Raw genomic sequence first — 18,973 nt, forward strand, 5'->3', positions numbered from 1 at the left:
ATACACTTATTAGAATTTATTTTTATTTAATACTCTACATTATATCATAAAAATTTAATTGTAACAGATTTGTTTCATTGTTAAATATTTTATGTACATTCATTTTAATTATAAAACATTCCAAGCTGAAATACTAATACTGCTATTAACACGCCTAACAAAGCTCCTGCTATGGTTTCCCAGAATGTATGTATTTTTCCCTCAATCCTACTTTGAGCAACCAATACAGCCATTATATATGCAAGAGTAGATGCAACTACTCTTTCTGTCATAAGTGTAATTGCAGTTGCTATAGCAAATGCTAAAGCAGCATGACCACTTGGCATACCTCCTTTTAAAGGTGTCCCTGTTGAAGTCAATGCTTTTACTACTACTACAGCTATAAGAACCAATAATATGCATATCAAGGTTATATGTAATTCTGATTCTCTTATCTTGTAAATTAACATTCCAGATATATCTGTCAATTTATCATAAAATAAAATATATCCAACTACTACTGAGTTTAATGCTGCTACTAGTACACCACCTGCTGCAACATCTTTTGCTATTTTTGCAAGTACATGATATTCATCAGTTACCAGGTCTACTGCTTTTTCTATAGCTGTATTAAACATCTCAGCAACTACAACTAAACATATAGACATCAGTAACATTATCATTTCCAATTTTGAAAAGTTAAAAAATAAACTTATTATAAGCACAGCAACTGAGCCTAAGTAATGTATTTTCATATTCCTTTCAAATTTAAATGTATATAATATTCCTTCTATAGCTGCATTAAAAGCTTTAATTATACCTTGACGAGTTTTTCCTGTTTTCATAAGAATTACTCCCTTGTTATGTTTAACTTATTTAATATGTATTCTTCTTTTTCTCTCATTTCTTTTGTATTTTCATCTGTATCATGGTCATACCCTAAAAGATGAAACATACTATGACATATTAAAAAACATACTTCTCTTTCAAAGCTATGATTATATTCTATGCTTTGCTCTAAAGCTCTTTCAAGAGATACTACTATATCTCCTAAAGATTCTTCTTCCAATTCAACATCTTCAAAATCATCACTTAAAAGAGGAAATGATAAAACATCAGTTGGTCTATCAACTCCTCTATATTCTCTATTTAATTCATGAATCTCTTTATTATCTACAAAAGAAAGACTCACTTCATAATTATCATCATATCCTTCATAATCCAAACACTCTAAAATTATATCTTTTATTTTTTCTATTAGTTCTTCATTTACTTCTAATTTATCTTGTCTATCATCTAATATCAAATCCATTAATTACACCTACTTTTTATTCATTAATAATGCTATACATCTATATTACTACACTTTTACTTTCTTTTGAAAGTCTTTTCCTGTATTTTCACTTTTTTGCGCTCTTCTTTTTTAAATTCTTCTTTTTTATCATGCTTCTCATAAGCTCTTATTATTCTCTGTACTAACTCATGTCTTACAACGTCTCTGTCTGTTAACATTATAGAGCCTATCCCTTGAACGCCCTTAAGAATCTCTGTAGCTTGTATAAGACCACTTTTTTTATTTTGTGGCAAATCTGTTTGTGTTATATCACCTGTAACTACAGCCTTAGAACCAAATCCTAATCTAGTTAAAAACATTTTCATTTGCTCAGAAGTTGTATTTTGAGCTTCATCTAATATTATAAAAGAATTATCAAGAGTTCTACCTCTCATAAATGCAAGTGGTGCAACTTCTATAGTACCTCTTTCTAAATATTTATTAAACTTATCAGCACCCAACATTTCAAATAACGCATCATATAATGGTCTTAAATATGGGTCTACTTTATCTTTTAAATCTCCTGGTAAAAATCCTAAACTTTCTCCAGCTTCCACTGCTGGTCTTGTAAGTATAATTCTACTAACTTCATCTCTTTTAAAAGCTTTCACTGCCATAGCCACAGCAAGATAAGTCTTTCCTGTTCCAGCAGGACCAACACCAAAAGTTATATCATTATTTTCTATAAGCTTTATATACTCTTTTTGCCCTAAAGTTTTAGGTTGAACAGCTTTACCTCTTTGAGTTATAACAATTGTACCTTCAAGTTCTTTTATCTTTTGCTCACTACCTTCAAGTAAAAGAGATAATGAATAAGAAATGCTTTGTTTATCTAAATGCTTACCATTTGATACAGTTTGATGCAATTCATTCATAAGTTTTAATGCAGAATCTACATTTTTTTCTTCTCCTATTAAAATTATATTGCCTTCTCTAAGTATTACATCTATATTTAAAGTTTTCTCTATCAATTTTACATTTTCATCAAAGTTGCCAAATAACTCTCTTTCAAAATTGCCATCTGCTATTGTAAATTTTTTTTGTATTATCAATTGAATTAATCCTCCTCAAGTTTTAGGTTAAATTTTATTAATTGTTGTTACTATTATTATTTTGACTATTGTTACTATTTTGATTACTATTATTTCCATCAGAATTATTTTGGTCGTTATTATCTTTATTATCCTCATTAAACTCATTTCTTATATCATTTATTGGTCTTTTTTGTGGATTAGAAGGAACTTCCTCTTCTCCCTCTTTTGGTTTACTATCTTCCTTTATAAATCTTTCTGCCTCTGCTTTACTAAGAGGATAAATTTTAGCTATATTTTCACTAGTTTGAACTGTTATTAAATATTCTAACATATTTTTATTAACCTTATAGCTATGTTTTACATCTATTATTCTAGCCGAAGCTGGTATTATGTATTCTAATTCTTTTAAAGCTTTTTCAGATAATTCTTTTTTCAACTCTTCTTTGTTCTTTTTCACTTCAACTTTTTTGGTTTCATAAAAAGTACTCGTCTTTATTTTTATAGGGAAAGTATAATCTCCCATTGAAAGTCTTTTTTCTTTATTTTCAACAACATAATTCTTATATTTTATATTTTTTCTAATTGTAAATTCTTTATCATAAAAACTTATTGTGTGTACCTTTTTCTTTTCTCCTGTTTTTTTATTTACAGTATCTACATAGCTTGCCTTTTTAGTAGATTCATAAAAAGTACTTGCCCATACTTCGGGTATTGATTTTGTATTAGCACCATTTAGTAAAACAGCGCCCTTTTGGACTATATCTCCAGATTTAACAACAGACTTACCACTTCTAGGGATTACCTTTTCTATTATACCATTTTTTAAAGCAATTACATTACAATAATTTGATTGGTCTGTAGATTTTAAGGATTCAGCCTTTTTTGTAACAGTAACAAATATATTGGTTCCTTTTACATTAATAGATAAATATGCGACATCATTAAATTTTGACATCATATGGTCCCTAACTTCTTTTCTGTCAATACTCTTTTTGTATACTCCTGGTCTTACTCCAACTTTATAAAGTTCACTTCTAAGAGTTTCTTTTTTTATACCTTCTGGAGATTGTATATATACATCTGTTACAAATTGTGATGTTGACATCAATAAAAGTAAAGAAACAATAGCACAAATCCACATACCTTTGTGCTTATAAATTCTTTTAATAATAAAAGGAACTCCTGTTTTTTGTTTTACCTTAATATCAAACTTACTTCCTCTATAAATATTCTTAAATTCTTTTATATCTTGTCTATTTATATTAAACTCGATTTTAGTATTTTTTATTCTAGTTACATTGTAAACATTTATTCCATTTCTTATAAGATGATTTAAAAATTGTTCAAGCCCTACTCCTTCCACAACTATAACATAGTATCCCCTTATAAAACTTATCAAGTGTATCTCCTCCTAATCAACATACTCCACATTGTATATAATTCCCTTTATACCTATCTCACTGTCAGTAATATACTTAAGCGAAAGTTTATCCCCAGATATTTTAATTGTTTTTACCTTAGTCTTTATTTTTATTAAATCAACTTCATATTCTAGTATTGATAGATAATTTTCTATACTCATAAAAGTATTACTTGTAACAGTAACAACTGGTTGATTTACTTGTAAATCAGTGGATATTTCTAACATAAGCATTACCCCCTTAATTAATTTTATGCTTAAAATAGGTATTTATGCACTTTATTGATACTATCATGGAGTAGTTTTAAATTTTTTTAGACAGTAAATACCTAATATTTAATATATTATTTAAACAAGAAAAAGGTAATCATATTGATAAAAATCAACATGATTACCTTTTTACTTTTTTGTATATAAAATATAAAAAGTATACAATTTTTTTATTAGTCTTGCTCTATTAAACCATATCCACCTGCTTTACGCTTATATACTATATTTATTTCAAAGTTATCTTGATTTCTAAACATATAGAAGTTGTGTCCTACCAACTCCATTTGAAGAATTGCCTCTTCTGAACTCATAGGTTTTACATTAAATTTCTTTCTTCTCTCTATAACTATATTTTCATCTTCCTCATCATCATAGTCATAATCATTAAATTCGCTACTATTATCTATAAAGTCAATATTTTCAAATCTTATGCTCTTATTATTTTGAACTTTGTCTTTAACCTTAGTCTTATACTTTACAACTTGTCTACTTAATTTGTCACAAACAATGTCAATTGCTGCATATAAATCTTCTTCTACGTCTTCTGCCCTTATTATTTGACCATTAATAGGAATTATTGTAACCTCCACTTTCTGTCTATCCTTTTTCGCACTTACTGTTACTTTCACTTCTGATTCAGGATCAAGGTATTTTTCTAACCTACTTAATTTTCCATCTACGTATCCTTTTATTCCGTCAGTTAATTTCATTTGTCTTCCAGATACTATTATTTGCATAAAAACCTCTCCCTTCGAGCCTTTCCAATTCTAATACTTTAATATGTTAATCTTTAAATATATTTTTGATACATTTATTATATTTAAATTAATATAATTGTATATGAAAATGATTATTTTTAATAGTCTATTCATTTTTTATTTGATATGATATTATTAAAAGTACGGGGTAATTTACAAAACCTTTACATTCTATTTATTAATAAACCATATAAAATAATTCAAAAATCCAGCATAAACCAGCCATATCAAATAAACCAAATTTATATATCCAGCTCTCTTATCTATTTTAGAAAATTTTAAAATAACTATTATAGAAACCATAATCATTATTATTATGTCTATTAAAGCTGTAAATCTAAGTCCAAATCCAAAAAATAGTATACTCCAGACAAAATTTAATGCAAGTTGTAATCCATAATAAAACACTGCATCTCTTACTTTAGGCAAGTTGTAACCTTTTTTTAATATTAGGTATGAAGATATACCCATCAATATGTACAATATAGTCCAAACAATAGGGAAGATAAAAGCTGGTGGTGCAAAGCTTGGTTTTGTAAGTTGTAGATAGTACGTTGAAATATCTGTTCCACTAATCAACATGGTCAAAATACTACTTAAATAACCTATTATTAATGGTATTGATATGTTTATCAAAAAATTTCTAATTTCCTTTACCGATATAATCAAATTTTTCCCCTTCTTTCAAAATTTTCTTTGATTATAGATATGCTCAGATATGACTTGTTATTCTCAAAAATTATAAAAAGCCTAGAGATTTCTCTCTAGGCTATATCAATCTATTGTAAGTTTTGTTTTACCAACTTATTTATAAGTTTTCCGTCAGCTCTACCCTTAACTTTTGGTTGAATAACTGACATTATTTTTCCCATATCCTTCATAGATGTTGCCCCTACTTCAGATATAGTACATTTTACAATTTCTTCTAACTCTTCTTCGCTTAATTGTTGAGGTAGGTACTCTTTTAAAACTTCAATTTCAGCTTCTGTTTCTTTTACTAAGTCTTCTCTTCCAGCTTTTTCAAATTCAACTAATGCATCTCTACGTTGCTTTAATTGTTTTGCTATTACATCGATAATTCCATCTTCATCAAGTTCAGTTCTATTATCAACTTCATACTGCTTTATGGAAGCTCTTATTAAAGTTACTACAGATTTTCTCACTGTATCTTTGTTTTTCATCGAAGATTTCAAATCCTCTTGTAACTTTTGCTTAAGGGACATCCCCTTCACCTCTTTATTCTTATTTACTACTATTTTTTAGCGTTTTTTCTTCTTGCTGCTTCAGCTTTTTTCTTACGCTTAACGCTTGGCTTATCATAGTGCTCTCTTTTTCTTACTTCTGACATGATGCCAGACATTGCACATTGACGCTTAAATCTTCTTAAAGCGCTGTCTAATGTTTCATTTTCTCTAACTCTTACTTCTGACATTTCTTTTTCCCTCCCTCCAATAGCGCAATTATGCTGGGACTGTAACTATGTTCTTTTTGCATAATATGCATTACAACCTAACACTTTGTTTATTATAAACTAAATTTTTACTTTTATCAAGTATTTTTATCAAGAAGGAACTCAATTTTTCAATAATTTAGTTTAGTTTTGTTCTGCTTCGTAATTAGGAAGCTTTTTACCTGCTAAAATATGATAGTGCAAATGCTTAACTTCTTGCCCTCCATCGCTTCCACAATTATTTATGATTCTGAATCCAGTTTGGTCAAAACCTTTCTCTTTAGCTATTTTATTAATAACAACATGAATATGTGACACAATATCCATTTCTATATCAGGAATATCAATTACACTATCATAATGTTTTTTAGGTACAACTAATATATGATATGGAGCAACTGGGTTCAAATCATTAAATGCCAATACTCTTTCATCTTCATAAACTTTAGTTGAAGGTATTTCTCCGTTCGCTATTTTACAAAATATACAATCCATTTCCTTCCACCTCCTATCTTATAAATATTATAATTTCTACATGTTATAGCAAAATTCCTTCTACATATTCATTTTTTACATCATTTATTTTTACTTTTAATATCTGACCTTGTATGTTTTTGTCACTTTCAACAACAACTCTTATATAATTTGAAGTCAGTCCTTCAAACTTATTGCCCTCTATATTTTGTTCAAATAAGACTTCTAATTCACTACCAATAAATTTAGTTGCAAATTTACTAAAGTTTTCTTTACTTAAATTTAAAAGTTGTTCACTTCTAAAGTGTTTCATTTGAGGGTCAATTTGATTTTCCATAGTTGCAGCTGGAGTTCCTTTTCTTGGCGAATATTTAAAAATATGCATTTGTGAAAGCTCTATCTCTTTTAAGAAATTGTATGTTTGTTTAAATTCCTCATTAGTTTCTCCTGGAAAACCTACTATTACATCTGTAGTTATTGCTACATTTGGTATTTTATCTCTTAATCTATCCACAATAGTCTTATACTCTTCAGTTGTATATCTTCTATTCATTCTTTTTAGAGTTTCATCACATCCACTTTGAAGAGATAGATGATAATGAGGACAAACCTTCTCCATCTTTAAAACTTCATTCACAAATTCATCAGTAAACAAAATCGGTTCAACAGAGCTAAGTCTAATTCTTTCTATTGCATCTATTTCATTTATTTGTTTTATTACATCAAGAAGTTTAATATCCTTATCTTTTAAATCTTTTCCATAAGAGGCTACATGTATTCCTGTTAATACCACCTCTTTATAGCCATTTTTAGCCAATTTTTTCACTTCATCAACTATACTATCAATATCCCTACTTCTAACACGTCCTCGGGCATAAGGAATGATACAGTAGGTACAAAATCTGTCGCATCCATCTTGAATTTTCATAAATGCTCTAGTCTTTCCATTAGTTTGACTAATTTCTATTTCTTCAAATGCTTTTACCTTCATTATATCATCAACTGTGCTAACTTTTTTACTTGCATCTATCCTTCTAATCTCTTCAACAATCTTCCTTCTATCATTTGTACCCATGACTAGGTTTACTTCTTCTATATCCAAAATTTCTTCTGGCGATACTTGTGAATAACATCCCACAACGGCTATTATTGCATCTGGATTTTTCTTTTTAACTCGTCTTATATATTGACGAGATTTTCTATCACTCATATGAGTTACGGTACATGTATTTATAACATAAACGTCTGCATATTCTTCACTATTAACTTGTTCATATCCATCTTTTTCAAATAGTTCTAGCATAGCTTCAGTTTCGTATTGATTGACTTTACACCCAAGTGTATAAAAAGCTACTTTTTTCAATTTATTATTCTCCTCCTAAATCACTCAGCTCATACAAAGCTATTGTTGATGCTACAACAGAAGCTGTCTCAGTTCTCAATATTCTAGGTCCTAATGATACAGTACTGCAATTATCTTTTTGAACTTGCTCTATTTCTTCCTCAGCAAAACCACCCTCTGGACCTACAAAAATTCCAACTCTATCTATATTAGAATCACAATTTTTAAGTGCCTGTTTTATTGAGACAGTTCTTTCGTTCTCATAAGGACAAATATTTACATCATTTTTTTTCATATCTTCTAAAGCTTCTTTAAAACTTAAAACACCTCTTAAATTTGGAATTTTACCTCTTTTACTTTGCTTTGCGGCTTCATAAATTATTCTTTCCCAACGTTCAAATTTTTTATCTTCTTTTTTATCATCAACTTTAGCAACACTTCTCTTAGTTTGAACTAATATTATTTCATCTACACCAACTTCAGTTAGTTTTTGAAGTATCATCTCCATCTTTGGAGCTTTTGGAAGACCTTGATATAATTTTACCTTAAGTTTAGATTCTCTATTTATATCAACTTCTTCTAAAATTTTTAAATTAACCATATTTTTTTCTATATTTGTTATCTCGCAAATATACTCATTATTATCTTTATCACATATCTCAAGTTTTTCTCCTAGTTTACACCTTAAAACTTTTGAAATATGTTTTACATCTTCACCTTCTATAATGCAGGCTTTGTCTTGTAAATTTATATTATTTTTTTCAACAAAGAATCTATCCATTATATTCCACCCAGCCTTTTACTTTTTAAGTTTAGAAACTATCGCTGACCATTCACCTAGTTTTTGAACCTCAACTATTTCAAATCCATTTTCGATTAAGCTTTCTTTAACTTCCTCTACTTTGTCCAAAATTATACCTGAAGATATAAATATAGCATCTTCTTTCATAAAATTTTGTACATCTTTTGCAAGTATTTTTATTATATCAGCGATTATATTTGCAACTACAACATCAGCTTTATCTTTTATTACATCTGTTAAATTCCCATGCATTACAGATACATTCTCTTCAACTTTATTTTCAAGCACATTTTCTTTTGCAACTTTCACTGCAACTTCGTCTAAATCTACAGCTACAACCTCTTTTGCCCCTAATTTAGCTGCTGCTATTGCAAGAATTCCGCTACCACAACCAATATCAAATACTTTAGAATCTTTATTTACATATTTCTCTAATTCTCTAATACACATACTAGTAGTCTCATGTGTTCCTGTACCAAAAGCCATACCAGGGTCAAGCTCTATTATCAAATCCCCTTCTTGCATATCGTAATCTTCCCATGTAGGTTTTACTACTACCTTTTGACCTACTTTTGTTGGTTTATAGTATGCTTTCCATGCATTTGCCCAATCAGCTTCATTTACTTGGTCTAATGACACACTTCCTTCACCTATATCTATACCAAAATCTCTTAGTCCTAAAACTTTTTGCTTTATTATTTCGACAAATTCCATCACATTTTTTTCTTCTGACACATAAGTCTTTATCAGTACACCATCTTCTTCATTCTTTTTAAATACTTCTTCTTCTACATAATCCCAATCTAATTCATTTTTCTTTTGAAATAAGAAATCTTTTGGGTCTTCTATTACAGCCCCTCCAGCACCTTGTTCATATAGTATATTTGTTATTGGCTCAACTGCCTCTGTTGTTGTTTTTATAGTTACTTCTATCCAATTATTCATAAGTTTACCTCTCTTTTCTATATTAATTTTCCTATTTTTCCATAACTTTTATTATATCACAAATATCATACTTTTTTGTTTTATAAATTTTTTATTAGTTTATATCTACATTATAGTTAATTTACTTAATTTATAATAAATTGTCTAACTTATTTTTAGCACTTTATTTGATTATGCTTTTCCCTTAATACATTTTAAATAGTTCACATTATATTTATTATATACAAATTAGCAAGATATACATTTTAAACAAAAATTTTTGGTTATTTTATATGTTTCCTACAATAAAATCATCTGATATTATATAATTAAATTTTAAATTATTAAGGAGAATTACAATGTCAGAAGTAATATTAAAAGATATATCAAAACTTTATTCTAATGGATTTAATGCAGTAAAAAATATAAATATAGATATTAAAGATAAGGAATTTATAGTTTTAGTGGGACCATCTGGTTGTGGTAAATCGACAACACTTAGAATGATTGCTGGTCTTGAAGAAATATCTTCTGGAGAATTATATATAGGAGATAAACTTGTCAATGATATAGAACCAAAAGATAGAGACATAGCAATGGTTTTTCAAAATTATGCTTTATATCCTCACTTATCTGTTTATGAAAACATGGCATTTGCACTTAAACTTAGAAAAATGCCAAAAGATGAAATAGATAAAAAAGTTAAAGAAGCCGCTAAAATATTGGATTTAGTCCCTCTTTTAGATAAAAAACCTAAAACATTATCTGGTGGACAAAGACAAAGAGTTGCTCTAGGACGTGCAATAGTTAGAAATCCTAAGGTATTCTTAATGGATGAACCTTTATCTAACTTGGACGCAAAACTTAGAACTGCCATGAGAACAGAAATAACTAAGTTACATCAACAGCTTGGAACTACATTCATCTATGTAACACATGACCAAGTTGAAGCTATGACTATGGCTGACAGAATAGTAGTAATGAAAGACGGAGTGGTACAACAGATTGCAACTCCACAAGATGTATACGACTATCCAGCTAATGTGTTTGTTGCAGGATTTATTGGAGCTCCACAGATGAACTTTATTAATGTTACATTAATAGAAGAGAATGAAGAAATATATGCTAAAAACGAATACATTAAGATAAAATTAAATAGAGAAAAACACTATGATTTAATAAAGGACAACTATATTGAAAAAGAAGTTATTATGGGTATTAGACCAGAAGATATACATATAGGAGATAATTTTGTTAAATCTAATCAAGATACTTGCTTTAAATCAACAGTTGAAATAAAAGAGCTTATGGGGGCAGAGACCTATGCTCATTTAAAATTAGATGTAAATACAATAACAATTCGATTTGACAGCAAAAATAGAGTTGATGTTGGTGATAATTTAACTCTTTCAGTTGATAATAATAGAGTACACTTATTTGACAAAGAAACTGACTTAGCTATAAGATAATAGTATAATCTTATTTCTAAGGAGACTTTATGGAAGACTTGAAAAGTTTTTTTGAAAAACAACTCAATAAAAAAATAAATATTTACCCTTATAAAAATCAAAGTTTAGATGCCAATAGTCATTTAGTTACTTTTAATGATACTGTTTATGTTATTGATTTTTTAGATGAAAATAACTTAGATAATCTAAATGGTCACTTTTATTTAATTTATCAGCCACATATAGATTTTGAGTATCTAAAAGGTATTTTTTATAACTTATATGATGATATAAATACAATTCAACATAGTAGTTTTTTTGTAGTAAACTCTAAGTATAACTTAGACATTAATGTAACTACACAAAATATAATTGAAACTGAAACTTATCAAAGTACTTATATTTTCTATCTTGGTGAGTTAGATAACAAATCTGATTTTAATTTTAGATTGCAGTTATGCTCTAATTTACTATCTTATATTGTAAAAGATAATGCTAAGGATAAATTTTTAAATTTATTTGACCTTATTAGGTATAAAACTTTAGACTTAATTAACAAAGACGATGTACTTAATAGACTGATAGACTTCAATAAGATAAAATCTATTGATGAAGAACTTCTATCTACAGGAATAAAATTTATAAATAATGACTTAAACATCTCTAAAACATCTAGTGATATGTTTTTACATAGAAATACACTGGTATATAGGTTGGAAAAAATTAATGAAATACTCAACCTTGATTTAAAAAACTTTGAAAATGCAATGATTTTTTATCTAAGTGTAAAATCTTATTTTCTATATAAAAAAAATTAACTGCTAAATCAAGCAGAAATGCTAACTCACATTTCTGCTTGATTTTAAGTTAAAATACTATATACTTTATCAAATGTTATTTATCAAATATTCTCTCCTTTAAACTTGTAAATATTTGATAAGATATCCTTTTTTATAAATAATATCTTTAATCTTATTGAATCTATTATTTCTTTAATACATTATTTCGCTTGCTTTAATTGTTTTGTAAAAACAAAGTTTAGCAAAAAACTTATTGTACCTAAAATCACCATAACATATCCTAAAATTTTAAATTGACTTGATGTTATAGTTGCTTCAAATACCATTCCAAGTAGTACAGTAGCAAAAATTGAACCTAAATAACGACTAGTTTGAAATAGACCAGAGGCTGTACCTATGCTCTCAGGAGGACTTTCTTTAAACATTGAAGATTGTAATGCTACATTACCAACTCCATAACTAACACCTGCTAATGATAAAATTATCCCCTTACCTATTACTGGTATTTGAATAAAGATTAATGAAAGAAGTATTGCACTAATCAACATAAAAATTGATGACACTATAAGAGGTACTCTAGTTCCAGATTTGTCTATCCATTTTCCAGTCAATGGAGATATGAAAATTCCTATACCAGACATGAACAACATAAATAGACCAGTTGACCTAGCACTGTAATGTAGTGCATCTTGAAAATAACTTGGAAGACCAAAAAATAAGATATAATTGAAGAAGTTTAATATAATAAACTGTAAATATACCTTTGATAACTTAGGATTACTCATAAAAAGTTTAATATCTATAAAGGGTAATCTCGTTCTCAGTTCATGCCAAATAAAAATGCACATCAAAATTAATCCTAATACAAATTGCTCTAAATTAAAAGACTCCTTAACTGATAATAAGAATAGTAATATAAAAATCATTGCAATTGAAAATAAAACTATACCAACAACATCTAATCTTGATAAAACATTCTTAAAAGTCTCTTTTATACTTTTTTTCTCTTTTATTTCTTTTGGAAATAAAAAATATCCTAGACAAATGGCAACCATAACAATTGGTATATTTACAAGAAATATAGCATGCCATCCACCTAAATCAAGCAATACTCCGCCTAAAGTTGGACCTAACCCTGCTGTAGTTGAAGCGAAAATAGTTAAAACTGCTAATGCAGAAGATTGTCTTTCCTTTATATTATTTTGTATAAGAGCAACTCCAGATGGATACAATGTACTTGTTCCAATAGCTTGAATTACTCTTATAAAAATCAATATAAAGAATGATTGAGTAAATGGTACCATAAATGCTGAAAAACTTACGAGTATTAAACCACTTAAAAATAAAACTTTTCTACCTATTAAATCTCCAATCTTTCCTGAAACTGGCTGTGCAATAGCACTAGCTAAATAAAAGGCTGAAACCATCCAAGACACAGTTGTAAAACTAATATTAAAATCGTTTTGTATACTATGTAATGCAAGTGAAATCATAGATGAATTAAGAGGATTCAGCATAGTTCCTGAGCCTATAGCCACTAAAAAAAGAGTTCTTTTAGCATTTATCTTACTCATATATCATGCCCCCAATATTTTTGATTCATTTATCTTATAAAAAAGCTGCTCCTATAATTCCTGCATCTGAACCTAGGGTTGCACATACAATTTTTGCTATATCTTCTTTTTTGTATAAAACAAACTTTCTTACCAATTCTTCAATCCCATCAAGTATTATATCACTTGCTTTAGAAACTCCTCCACCAATTGATATCACTTCTGGGTCTAATGTATTTATTGTATTTGCAAATGTTTTTGCTAAATAAGTTTTAAATCTAGTTATTACTTCAATTGCAACTGTGTCATTTTCTCTATATGCATCAAACACCATCTTTGCATTTATTTTTTTTAAATCTCCTTCTGCTAAATCTAAAATCATACTTTTTCTACCTTCTTGTATAAGTTTTTGAGAATATTTTATAATGGCAGTTGCTGAGCAAAAAGTTTCCACACAACCATTATTTCCACAATTGCAATCAAAATAGTTTTCTCCTATTACTTGATGCCCTATTTCTGAGCCTAATCCATGGGCTCCAGAAAAAACTTTTTGATTAATTACTATTCCTCCACCTACTCCAGTTCCTAAAGTATATAAAACTCCAACATCTGCACCTTTCATACTTCCAAACTTTGATTCTCCAAGTGCTGCTACTGTTGCATCATTTTCTCCATGAATTTCAACATTTGGAAACCTTCTTTTTAGTTCATTCTCAAAACTTTCTCCATCCCATTTTAAGTTTACACAAGTTACTAAACCTTTTTTATTTATAAACCCAGGTACTCCAAATCCAATAGACTTTATCTCTTTCATCTTTAGATTGTTTTCTTCTAACAATTTATCAATCATTATTTTTATATCATCTAGTATTCCTTCAAATCCCTTTTCAACCACAGTTTTACATTCTGTTCTAAAAAGTATCTTTCCTTGATTATCAACCACACCTGCTTGTATGCCTGTTCCTCCAATGTCTACACCTATATAATACATCTTTCTCACCTTTCTCTTTTAAATTTTATTAATATATATATATTATCATGTCTATATTATATTAAAATGTAAAACCATGCAAATCTTTAATAATATCTTTAATACAAAACAAAAACACCTTCCCATAGTATATTTTCACTATGAGAAGATGTCTATTTTTATAAATTATTTCAATTTATTAGATGTCAAAACAAACTATATTTAAATCAATTATTTTAAACTTTTATCTCGACTTATTTTTTCGTACTAAACAATATTTTTGCAACTATATATCAACCAAATCTTAAATATATTTTTTACAAACATAAATTAGTTTTCCATAACATAATAAGTTGCTTTTATTATTCACCAATCTATACTAAAAATCTTATACACATAATATATATATTTCTTTACATATACATATATTTGACTAAATACATATTTCTTTACATACATATCTAGCCTATTACCTAACCATACATACATATTTCTTTACATATGCACATATCAAAAGCAATTTTTTACATAAATTTTTCTAACTAAATTATAAGCAAATATGCAATTTGTAAAAGTTTTAATTCTTACAAATAACTTTAAAACTTAGATGCTTTGGCTATACAATATGACTATTTTACTACCAAAATTTTAAGTCTAGGCAATTCCAATAATTATCCCAGCTTTTGAGTTTTTCCAGTACTTAATATAGCACTAAAAACATCTAACTTTATTTCATAGATTATAATTGAGTTTTCTTCATCATTTGGCTGTGCCACATCCGTTCCCACTGGAATCACCCCTTTCTCTTATTTGATTATATTATAGCATATTAGATATGTAGGGACAAGCATTTTTTCAGAAAATTATTTATATTCAGTTTTATTTTTTGTCTATCTTATAGCATGTTAATGTAATTAATATTTATACAATTTACTCTTTACATATATAAACAATAGAAGAATATTTTGAATCTAAGTCAGTCTTATATATAGATTTTAGATTTTTAACACTTATAGTATACTCTTTTCCAGATTCAAATTTAGCCTTTATATTCACTATAAAATCTCTTTTAGAATCTACTATAATATCTTCTACTTGAACTACTGGATCTATCAAGTAGTTCAATTCATCTTCTGCTAATACCTTATCAAGTGTCATATTAAAAGTAAGAGAAATTCCATCATTATTATTATCAACTGCTTCAAGTTTTAATTTTGGCTTTTCTACACCACCTGCACAAACTGGTAAACTTCCTCCTTGTATACCAGAAGCCATTGCGCTCAATCTACATTTTATAGATGGTTCTTCACAAACATTATATTCATTTCCTGTAGCATTTTCATCTGATATTAATCTACATAAATCTCCCAATTGCTCATATCCTCTAAGAGTTAAAGTCATCCATTGGTCACCAAACCATATTTTTCTACTTACAACACCAAACGAATAATAATCTGATGGTCCTGTCCCTGACATTTTATCACTATTTTGTGGTACTCCTCCATAGAAGCGACCTATCCCATGACCAATTGCCATAGCAAGACCCTCAACATCTAAGTTTTCCATTCTAACTAATCCACCAGATACTAGGACAGTCTTTACTCCATATTCTTCAAATGCATATACATTTGGTTCTATTCTATCCCATTCTAAATGTATATTTATATCTGGATAAAATCCTTTAAATAGTTTTATTAAATATTGGATTGCATTTAAGCCCAATGTCATATGTATTGGAAATTGTGTGCCATTTTGGAATATATCATTTGCTTGTTCTCTTGTAAATAGGGTATGTGCAGATGTTATAGTTCCTTTATATCCAAATTTATATGGTGAGAATTTTTTATTAATGGCCACCTCTGTGTTGTCCTCTTTATGGAAAAGTAACACACCTCTTTCTTTCACAAGATGTTTACATGCTTTCATATGTTCTTCACTTCCTATAATAGGTAATTCATTGTAGTTTTCCACTTTTAGATTATCCTCTAAATCTTCAAAGTGAAGTTGAAGTGTATAATCCCCACAAACTACTCCACCTGCAATAACTAAATGTTTGTCAGCACTTCCCTCAAAATTAATATCAGTTGTTATATGATGAACTCCACCAGTATAATGACCTAAACTTGCAGTTAAAACAGGTACTTCATTTCCATCTTTGTCAATTAACATGTCTCCAGGTTTCAATTTACCTGCCACAGTAAATTTTCCATTAGCAAGTAAAAATACGTGGTCTGCAGTTACGATTAATTCGCTCTTACCATTTTTTATTTTCTTTTCTAACTCATCTGAACTTTCTTCATCTAAAGAACGATATACAATGTATACCATTGATGGTTGTTCTCCACTTTCTGTCCCTGTACTAAATTGTACTTTTACAGGCTCCCATGCAAGATTTATTTTTTCTCCAGCCTTTTTTATAGAACCTCCCAATACCTCATCACCATTTTTAATATTTTGTACTTCTACTTCTCCATCTGGTATTGCAATGAAAGTACCATCTGCAAAGCATGAACAGCAGCAACAACAATCTTCTAAATTCCAGTCTTTATTCTCCATACGTTTAGCTATACAGTCATCAATTAAATGTTCTGTAGAAGATGGAAGTGTTTCTCCTGTCTTACTATTCCTACACATTACCACATGTACTGCTTGATATATTCCTTGGTCTCCACATGAATCATGATATGCCTTTGAAGTAGAAAAATCCATACAATGCATTTCTAAACAAGCCTTTAACTTTTTTTGCTCCAAACGTCTTTTACATTCATTATAATCATAGCCCATAGTAAAACACTCCTCATTATTTTAATTTTCTAATAATATTTCTCTTGCCACTTCTTCGTTGTTCGATTTTAATATATAAATAATTTGTTTAAGATATTTAAATAGATACTCTAAGTCTTCTTTACTTGTATTAAGACCAAAACTAAAACGTATTGAAGCATAGTGTTTTGTGTTTGCTCCTATTGCTTCAAGTACATGAGAAGTTTTTATCCTTTTTGAACTGCATGCAGACCCAGGAGAAACACTTATACCTATATTATTTAAACTTCTTATAATCGCATGACTATCAAGAAGCGGAAAGCCTATATTTAAATTATTTGGAAGTCGATTTTCAAGAGACCCATTCACAATATAATCTGGTTCAATTTTTTCAATCTCTTCTAAGAAAAACTTTCGTAATTCTAAAAGTCTATTTGATTCATCATTCATTTCATTGTAAGCAAGTTTAGTTGCCATTCCTAAAGCCATTATATGACCTACATTTTCTGTACCAGCTCTAAGTCCATATTCTTGTCCTCCACCATGTATTATTGGAACTAAGCTTAATCCATTTTCTACATATATTCCACCAATGCCTTTTGGAGCATATATTTTATGTCCTGAAAATGTAAGAAGTGAAATTCCCCACTCCTTAGGTTTTAAAAGTATTTTACCAAAAGCTTGTATTGCATCCACCATGAAAGGTATATTATAACCTCTACATATATCTCCTATCTCCTTAATAGGATTTATTGTACCTATTTCATTATTTGCAGCCATTACTGATACAAGTATTGTATTTTCCTTTATAGAATTTTTTATATCTTCTGGTGATATCCTTCCCAATTTATCTACATCTATATAGGTTACCAAAAATCCAAGTGTTTCAAGATATTCCATAGTTCTAAGTACTGATGGATGCTCAATCTTAGTGGTTATAATATGACCTTTTTTATCCAAATACTTAAACGCTATCCCTTTTATAGCCAAATTATTTGATTCAGAACCTGAGCCTGTAAGATATATTTCCTCTGTATCAACCATTAAACAGTCTGCTATTGTCTTTCTGGAACTATTTATAATATCGAAAGTATAATGTCCTTGTACTGTTGAACTACTTGGATTAGCATAGCCATAAACCCCATCATAATAATCTTTAAGTAATTTAACTATCTCATCACGAATATAAGTTGTTCCATTTGAATCTAAGTACACTTCTCTAAAATCATTTGCTTTAATTTCAGCACATGGTTTACATGATTTAGCTTCAGGATTTTTTTTCTTTTCTTCCTCTATATAAGAACCATACTTATCTTCATAATCTTTTTTATTATCTTCATATACAAAACTTATTTTAGATTCTTTAATTATGTTATCAAGTTTAGAAAATAATGTGCTATCTAAAAATTCTTTTTCAACTTCTTCATCTGTATAATCTAAAGCTGGATTCTTTATAAGATATTCAAGAAAACTTTGAACATTTCTACATGTATGCAGATTATGTGCATATGTACTATCTTTTGCAATACTTAATAAAACCTGACTTGATATATTATCTTTTAACCCAAATAAATTTCTAAATTCTACACAATAGCTTTGTATATTTTTAATAATATCCATTTGTATTTGCCTTCTTTCTAATATGATTTAAAA

Annotated in this window: 19 protein-coding genes; 2 read left to right on the forward strand and 17 right to left on the reverse strand. The window is 28.5% G+C overall.

Translation table 11 applies throughout. The features are described 5' to 3' along the window. Window positions 1–104: 104 nt before the first annotated feature. From IC173_RS07080 to prmA, 13 genes are all read right to left on the reverse strand, one after another. Window positions 105–824 carry a diacylglycerol kinase gene (locus IC173_RS07080; protein ID WP_227432594.1) on the reverse strand — a complete coding sequence of 240 codons (720 nt, stop codon included), beginning with the start codon at window positions 822–824 and terminating at the stop codon, window positions 105–107. A 5-nt stretch (window positions 825–829) separates the two neighbouring features. Next, window positions 830–1,291 (reverse strand): rRNA maturation RNase YbeY, encoded by a 462-nt coding sequence (ybeY, locus tag IC173_RS07085; protein ID WP_227432593.1) that lies wholly within the window; start codon window positions 1,289–1,291, stop codon window positions 830–832. A gap of 56 nt (window positions 1,292–1,347) precedes the next feature. After that, window positions 1,348–2,364, reverse strand: coding sequence for a PhoH family protein (locus IC173_RS07090; protein WP_227432592.1), 1,017 nt, complete (start codon window positions 2,362–2,364; stop codon window positions 1,348–1,350). A gap of 37 nt (window positions 2,365–2,401) precedes the next feature. Continuing rightward, window positions 2,402–3,745 (reverse strand): sporulation protein YqfD, encoded by a 1,344-nt coding sequence (yqfD, locus tag IC173_RS07095; RefSeq protein WP_227432591.1) that lies wholly within the window; start codon window positions 3,743–3,745, stop codon window positions 2,402–2,404. Window positions 3,746–3,757: 12 nt separating this feature from the next. Next, complete coding sequence (locus IC173_RS07100; RefSeq protein ID WP_227432590.1) at window positions 3,758–3,994, reverse strand: YabP/YqfC family sporulation protein; 237 nt, start codon at window positions 3,992–3,994, stop codon at window positions 3,758–3,760. A gap of 215 nt (window positions 3,995–4,209) precedes the next feature. Beyond that, a complete protein-coding gene (gene hpf, locus IC173_RS07105; RefSeq protein WP_227432589.1) occupies window positions 4,210–4,773 on the reverse strand; it encodes a ribosome hibernation-promoting factor, HPF/YfiA family in 564 nt (187 codons plus the stop codon). Window positions 4,774–4,965: 192 nt separating this feature from the next. Further along, complete coding sequence (locus IC173_RS07110) at window positions 4,966–5,463, reverse strand: TspO/MBR family protein (protein ID WP_227432588.1); 498 nt, start codon at window positions 5,461–5,463, stop codon at window positions 4,966–4,968. Window positions 5,464–5,573: 110 nt separating this feature from the next. Next, the gene (locus tag IC173_RS07115; RefSeq protein ID WP_227432587.1) at window positions 5,574–6,017 is read right to left on the reverse strand and encodes a GatB/YqeY domain-containing protein; all 444 of its coding nucleotides are present in this window, start codon (window positions 6,015–6,017) and stop codon (window positions 5,574–5,576) included. Between the two features lie 29 nt (window positions 6,018–6,046). Beyond that, complete coding sequence (gene rpsU / locus IC173_RS07120) at window positions 6,047–6,226, reverse strand: 30S ribosomal protein S21 (protein ID WP_003416618.1); 180 nt, start codon at window positions 6,224–6,226, stop codon at window positions 6,047–6,049. A gap of 162 nt (window positions 6,227–6,388) precedes the next feature. Continuing rightward, window positions 6,389–6,739 carry a histidine triad nucleotide-binding protein gene (locus IC173_RS07125; RefSeq protein WP_227432586.1) on the reverse strand — a complete coding sequence of 117 codons (351 nt, stop codon included), beginning with the start codon at window positions 6,737–6,739 and terminating at the stop codon, window positions 6,389–6,391. A gap of 43 nt (window positions 6,740–6,782) precedes the next feature. Continuing rightward, window positions 6,783–8,081, reverse strand: a complete 1,299-nt coding sequence (mtaB, locus tag IC173_RS07130) for a tRNA (N(6)-L-threonylcarbamoyladenosine(37)-C(2))-methylthiotransferase MtaB (protein WP_227432585.1) — start codon at window positions 8,079–8,081, stop codon at window positions 6,783–6,785. Window positions 8,082–8,085: 4 nt separating this feature from the next. Beyond that, window positions 8,086–8,841: an RsmE family RNA methyltransferase gene (locus IC173_RS07135; RefSeq protein WP_227432584.1), complete on the reverse strand. Its 756-nt coding sequence runs from the start codon at window positions 8,839–8,841 to the stop codon at window positions 8,086–8,088. 18 nt (window positions 8,842–8,859) lie between these two features. Next, window positions 8,860–9,807 (reverse strand): 50S ribosomal protein L11 methyltransferase, encoded by a 948-nt coding sequence (gene prmA / locus IC173_RS07140; protein ID WP_227432583.1) that lies wholly within the window; start codon window positions 9,805–9,807, stop codon window positions 8,860–8,862. 338 nt (window positions 9,808–10,145) lie between these two features. On the opposite strand from prmA, the gene IC173_RS07145 reads away from it, so the two are divergent. Then, on the forward strand, window positions 10,146–11,255 hold the full coding sequence (locus tag IC173_RS07145) for a sn-glycerol-3-phosphate ABC transporter ATP-binding protein UgpC (RefSeq protein ID WP_227432582.1): 1,110 nt from the start codon (window positions 10,146–10,148) through the stop codon (window positions 11,253–11,255). 29 nt (window positions 11,256–11,284) lie between these two features. Then, entirely contained in the window at window positions 11,285–12,052 is a 768-nt protein-coding gene (locus IC173_RS07150) for a PucR family transcriptional regulator (protein WP_227482841.1), read from the forward strand. Window positions 12,053–12,234: 182 nt separating this feature from the next. On the opposite strand, the gene IC173_RS07155 is transcribed toward IC173_RS07150, so the two are convergent. The 4 genes from IC173_RS07155 to IC173_RS07170 form a co-directional block, all read right to left on the reverse strand. Beyond that, window positions 12,235–13,608: an MFS transporter gene (locus IC173_RS07155; RefSeq protein ID WP_227432580.1), complete on the reverse strand. Its 1,374-nt coding sequence runs from the start codon at window positions 13,606–13,608 to the stop codon at window positions 12,235–12,237. 34 nt (window positions 13,609–13,642) lie between these two features. Next, entirely contained in the window at window positions 13,643–14,578 is a 936-nt protein-coding gene (locus tag IC173_RS07160) for an ROK family protein (RefSeq protein WP_227432579.1), read from the reverse strand. Between the two features lie 909 nt (window positions 14,579–15,487). Beyond that, complete coding sequence (locus IC173_RS07165) at window positions 15,488–17,341, reverse strand: hypothetical protein (RefSeq protein WP_227432578.1); 1,854 nt, start codon at window positions 17,339–17,341, stop codon at window positions 15,488–15,490. A 21-nt stretch (window positions 17,342–17,362) separates the two neighbouring features. Continuing rightward, window positions 17,363–18,940: a cysteine desulfurase family protein gene (locus IC173_RS07170; protein ID WP_227432577.1), complete on the reverse strand. Its 1,578-nt coding sequence runs from the start codon at window positions 18,938–18,940 to the stop codon at window positions 17,363–17,365. Window positions 18,941–18,973 lie beyond the last annotated feature (33 nt).

The organism is Clostridioides sp. ES-S-0048-02, assembly GCF_020658495.1.
GTDB lineage: Bacteria > Bacillota > Clostridia > Peptostreptococcales > Peptostreptococcaceae > Clostridioides.

Excerpts from the sequence above, each read along its gene's own strand:
- IC173_RS07135 (WP_227432584.1), bottom strand. The coding sequence starts at position 8,841 with ATGGATAGATTCTTTGTTGAAAAAAATAATATAAATTTACAAGACAAA.
- prmA (WP_227432583.1), bottom strand. The coding sequence starts at position 9,807 with ATGAATAATTGGATAGAAGTAACTATAAAAACAACAACAGAGGCAGTT.
- IC173_RS07150 (WP_227482841.1), top strand. The coding sequence starts at position 11,285 with ATGGAAGACTTGAAAAGTTTTTTTGAAAAACAACTCAATAAAAAAATA.
- rpsU (WP_003416618.1), bottom strand. The coding sequence starts at position 6,226 with ATGTCAGAAGTAAGAGTTAGAGAAAATGAAACATTAGACAGCGCTTTA.
- IC173_RS07155 (WP_227432580.1), bottom strand. The coding sequence starts at position 13,608 with ATGAGTAAGATAAATGCTAAAAGAACTCTTTTTTTAGTGGCTATAGGC.
- IC173_RS07145 (WP_227432582.1), top strand. The coding sequence starts at position 10,146 with ATGTCAGAAGTAATATTAAAAGATATATCAAAACTTTATTCTAATGGA.
- ybeY (WP_227432593.1), bottom strand. The coding sequence starts at position 1,291 with ATGGATTTGATATTAGATGATAGACAAGATAAATTAGAAGTAAATGAA.
- hpf (WP_227432589.1), bottom strand. The coding sequence starts at position 4,773 with ATGCAAATAATAGTATCTGGAAGACAAATGAAATTAACTGACGGAATA.
- IC173_RS07165 (WP_227432578.1), bottom strand. The coding sequence starts at position 17,341 with ATGGGCTATGATTATAATGAATGTAAAAGACGTTTGGAGCAAAAAAAG.
- IC173_RS07170 (WP_227432577.1), bottom strand. The coding sequence starts at position 18,940 with ATGGATATTATTAAAAATATACAAAGCTATTGTGTAGAATTTAGAAAT.
- IC173_RS07115 (WP_227432587.1), bottom strand. The coding sequence starts at position 6,017 with ATGTCCCTTAAGCAAAAGTTACAAGAGGATTTGAAATCTTCGATGAAA.
- IC173_RS07160 (WP_227432579.1), bottom strand. The coding sequence starts at position 14,578 with ATGTATTATATAGGTGTAGACATTGGAGGAACAGGCATACAAGCAGGT.
- IC173_RS07080 (WP_227432594.1), bottom strand. The coding sequence starts at position 824 with ATGAAAACAGGAAAAACTCGTCAAGGTATAATTAAAGCTTTTAATGCA.
- IC173_RS07125 (WP_227432586.1), bottom strand. The coding sequence starts at position 6,739 with ATGGATTGTATATTTTGTAAAATAGCGAACGGAGAAATACCTTCAACT.
- IC173_RS07100 (WP_227432590.1), bottom strand. The coding sequence starts at position 3,994 with ATGTTAGAAATATCCACTGATTTACAAGTAAATCAACCAGTTGTTACT.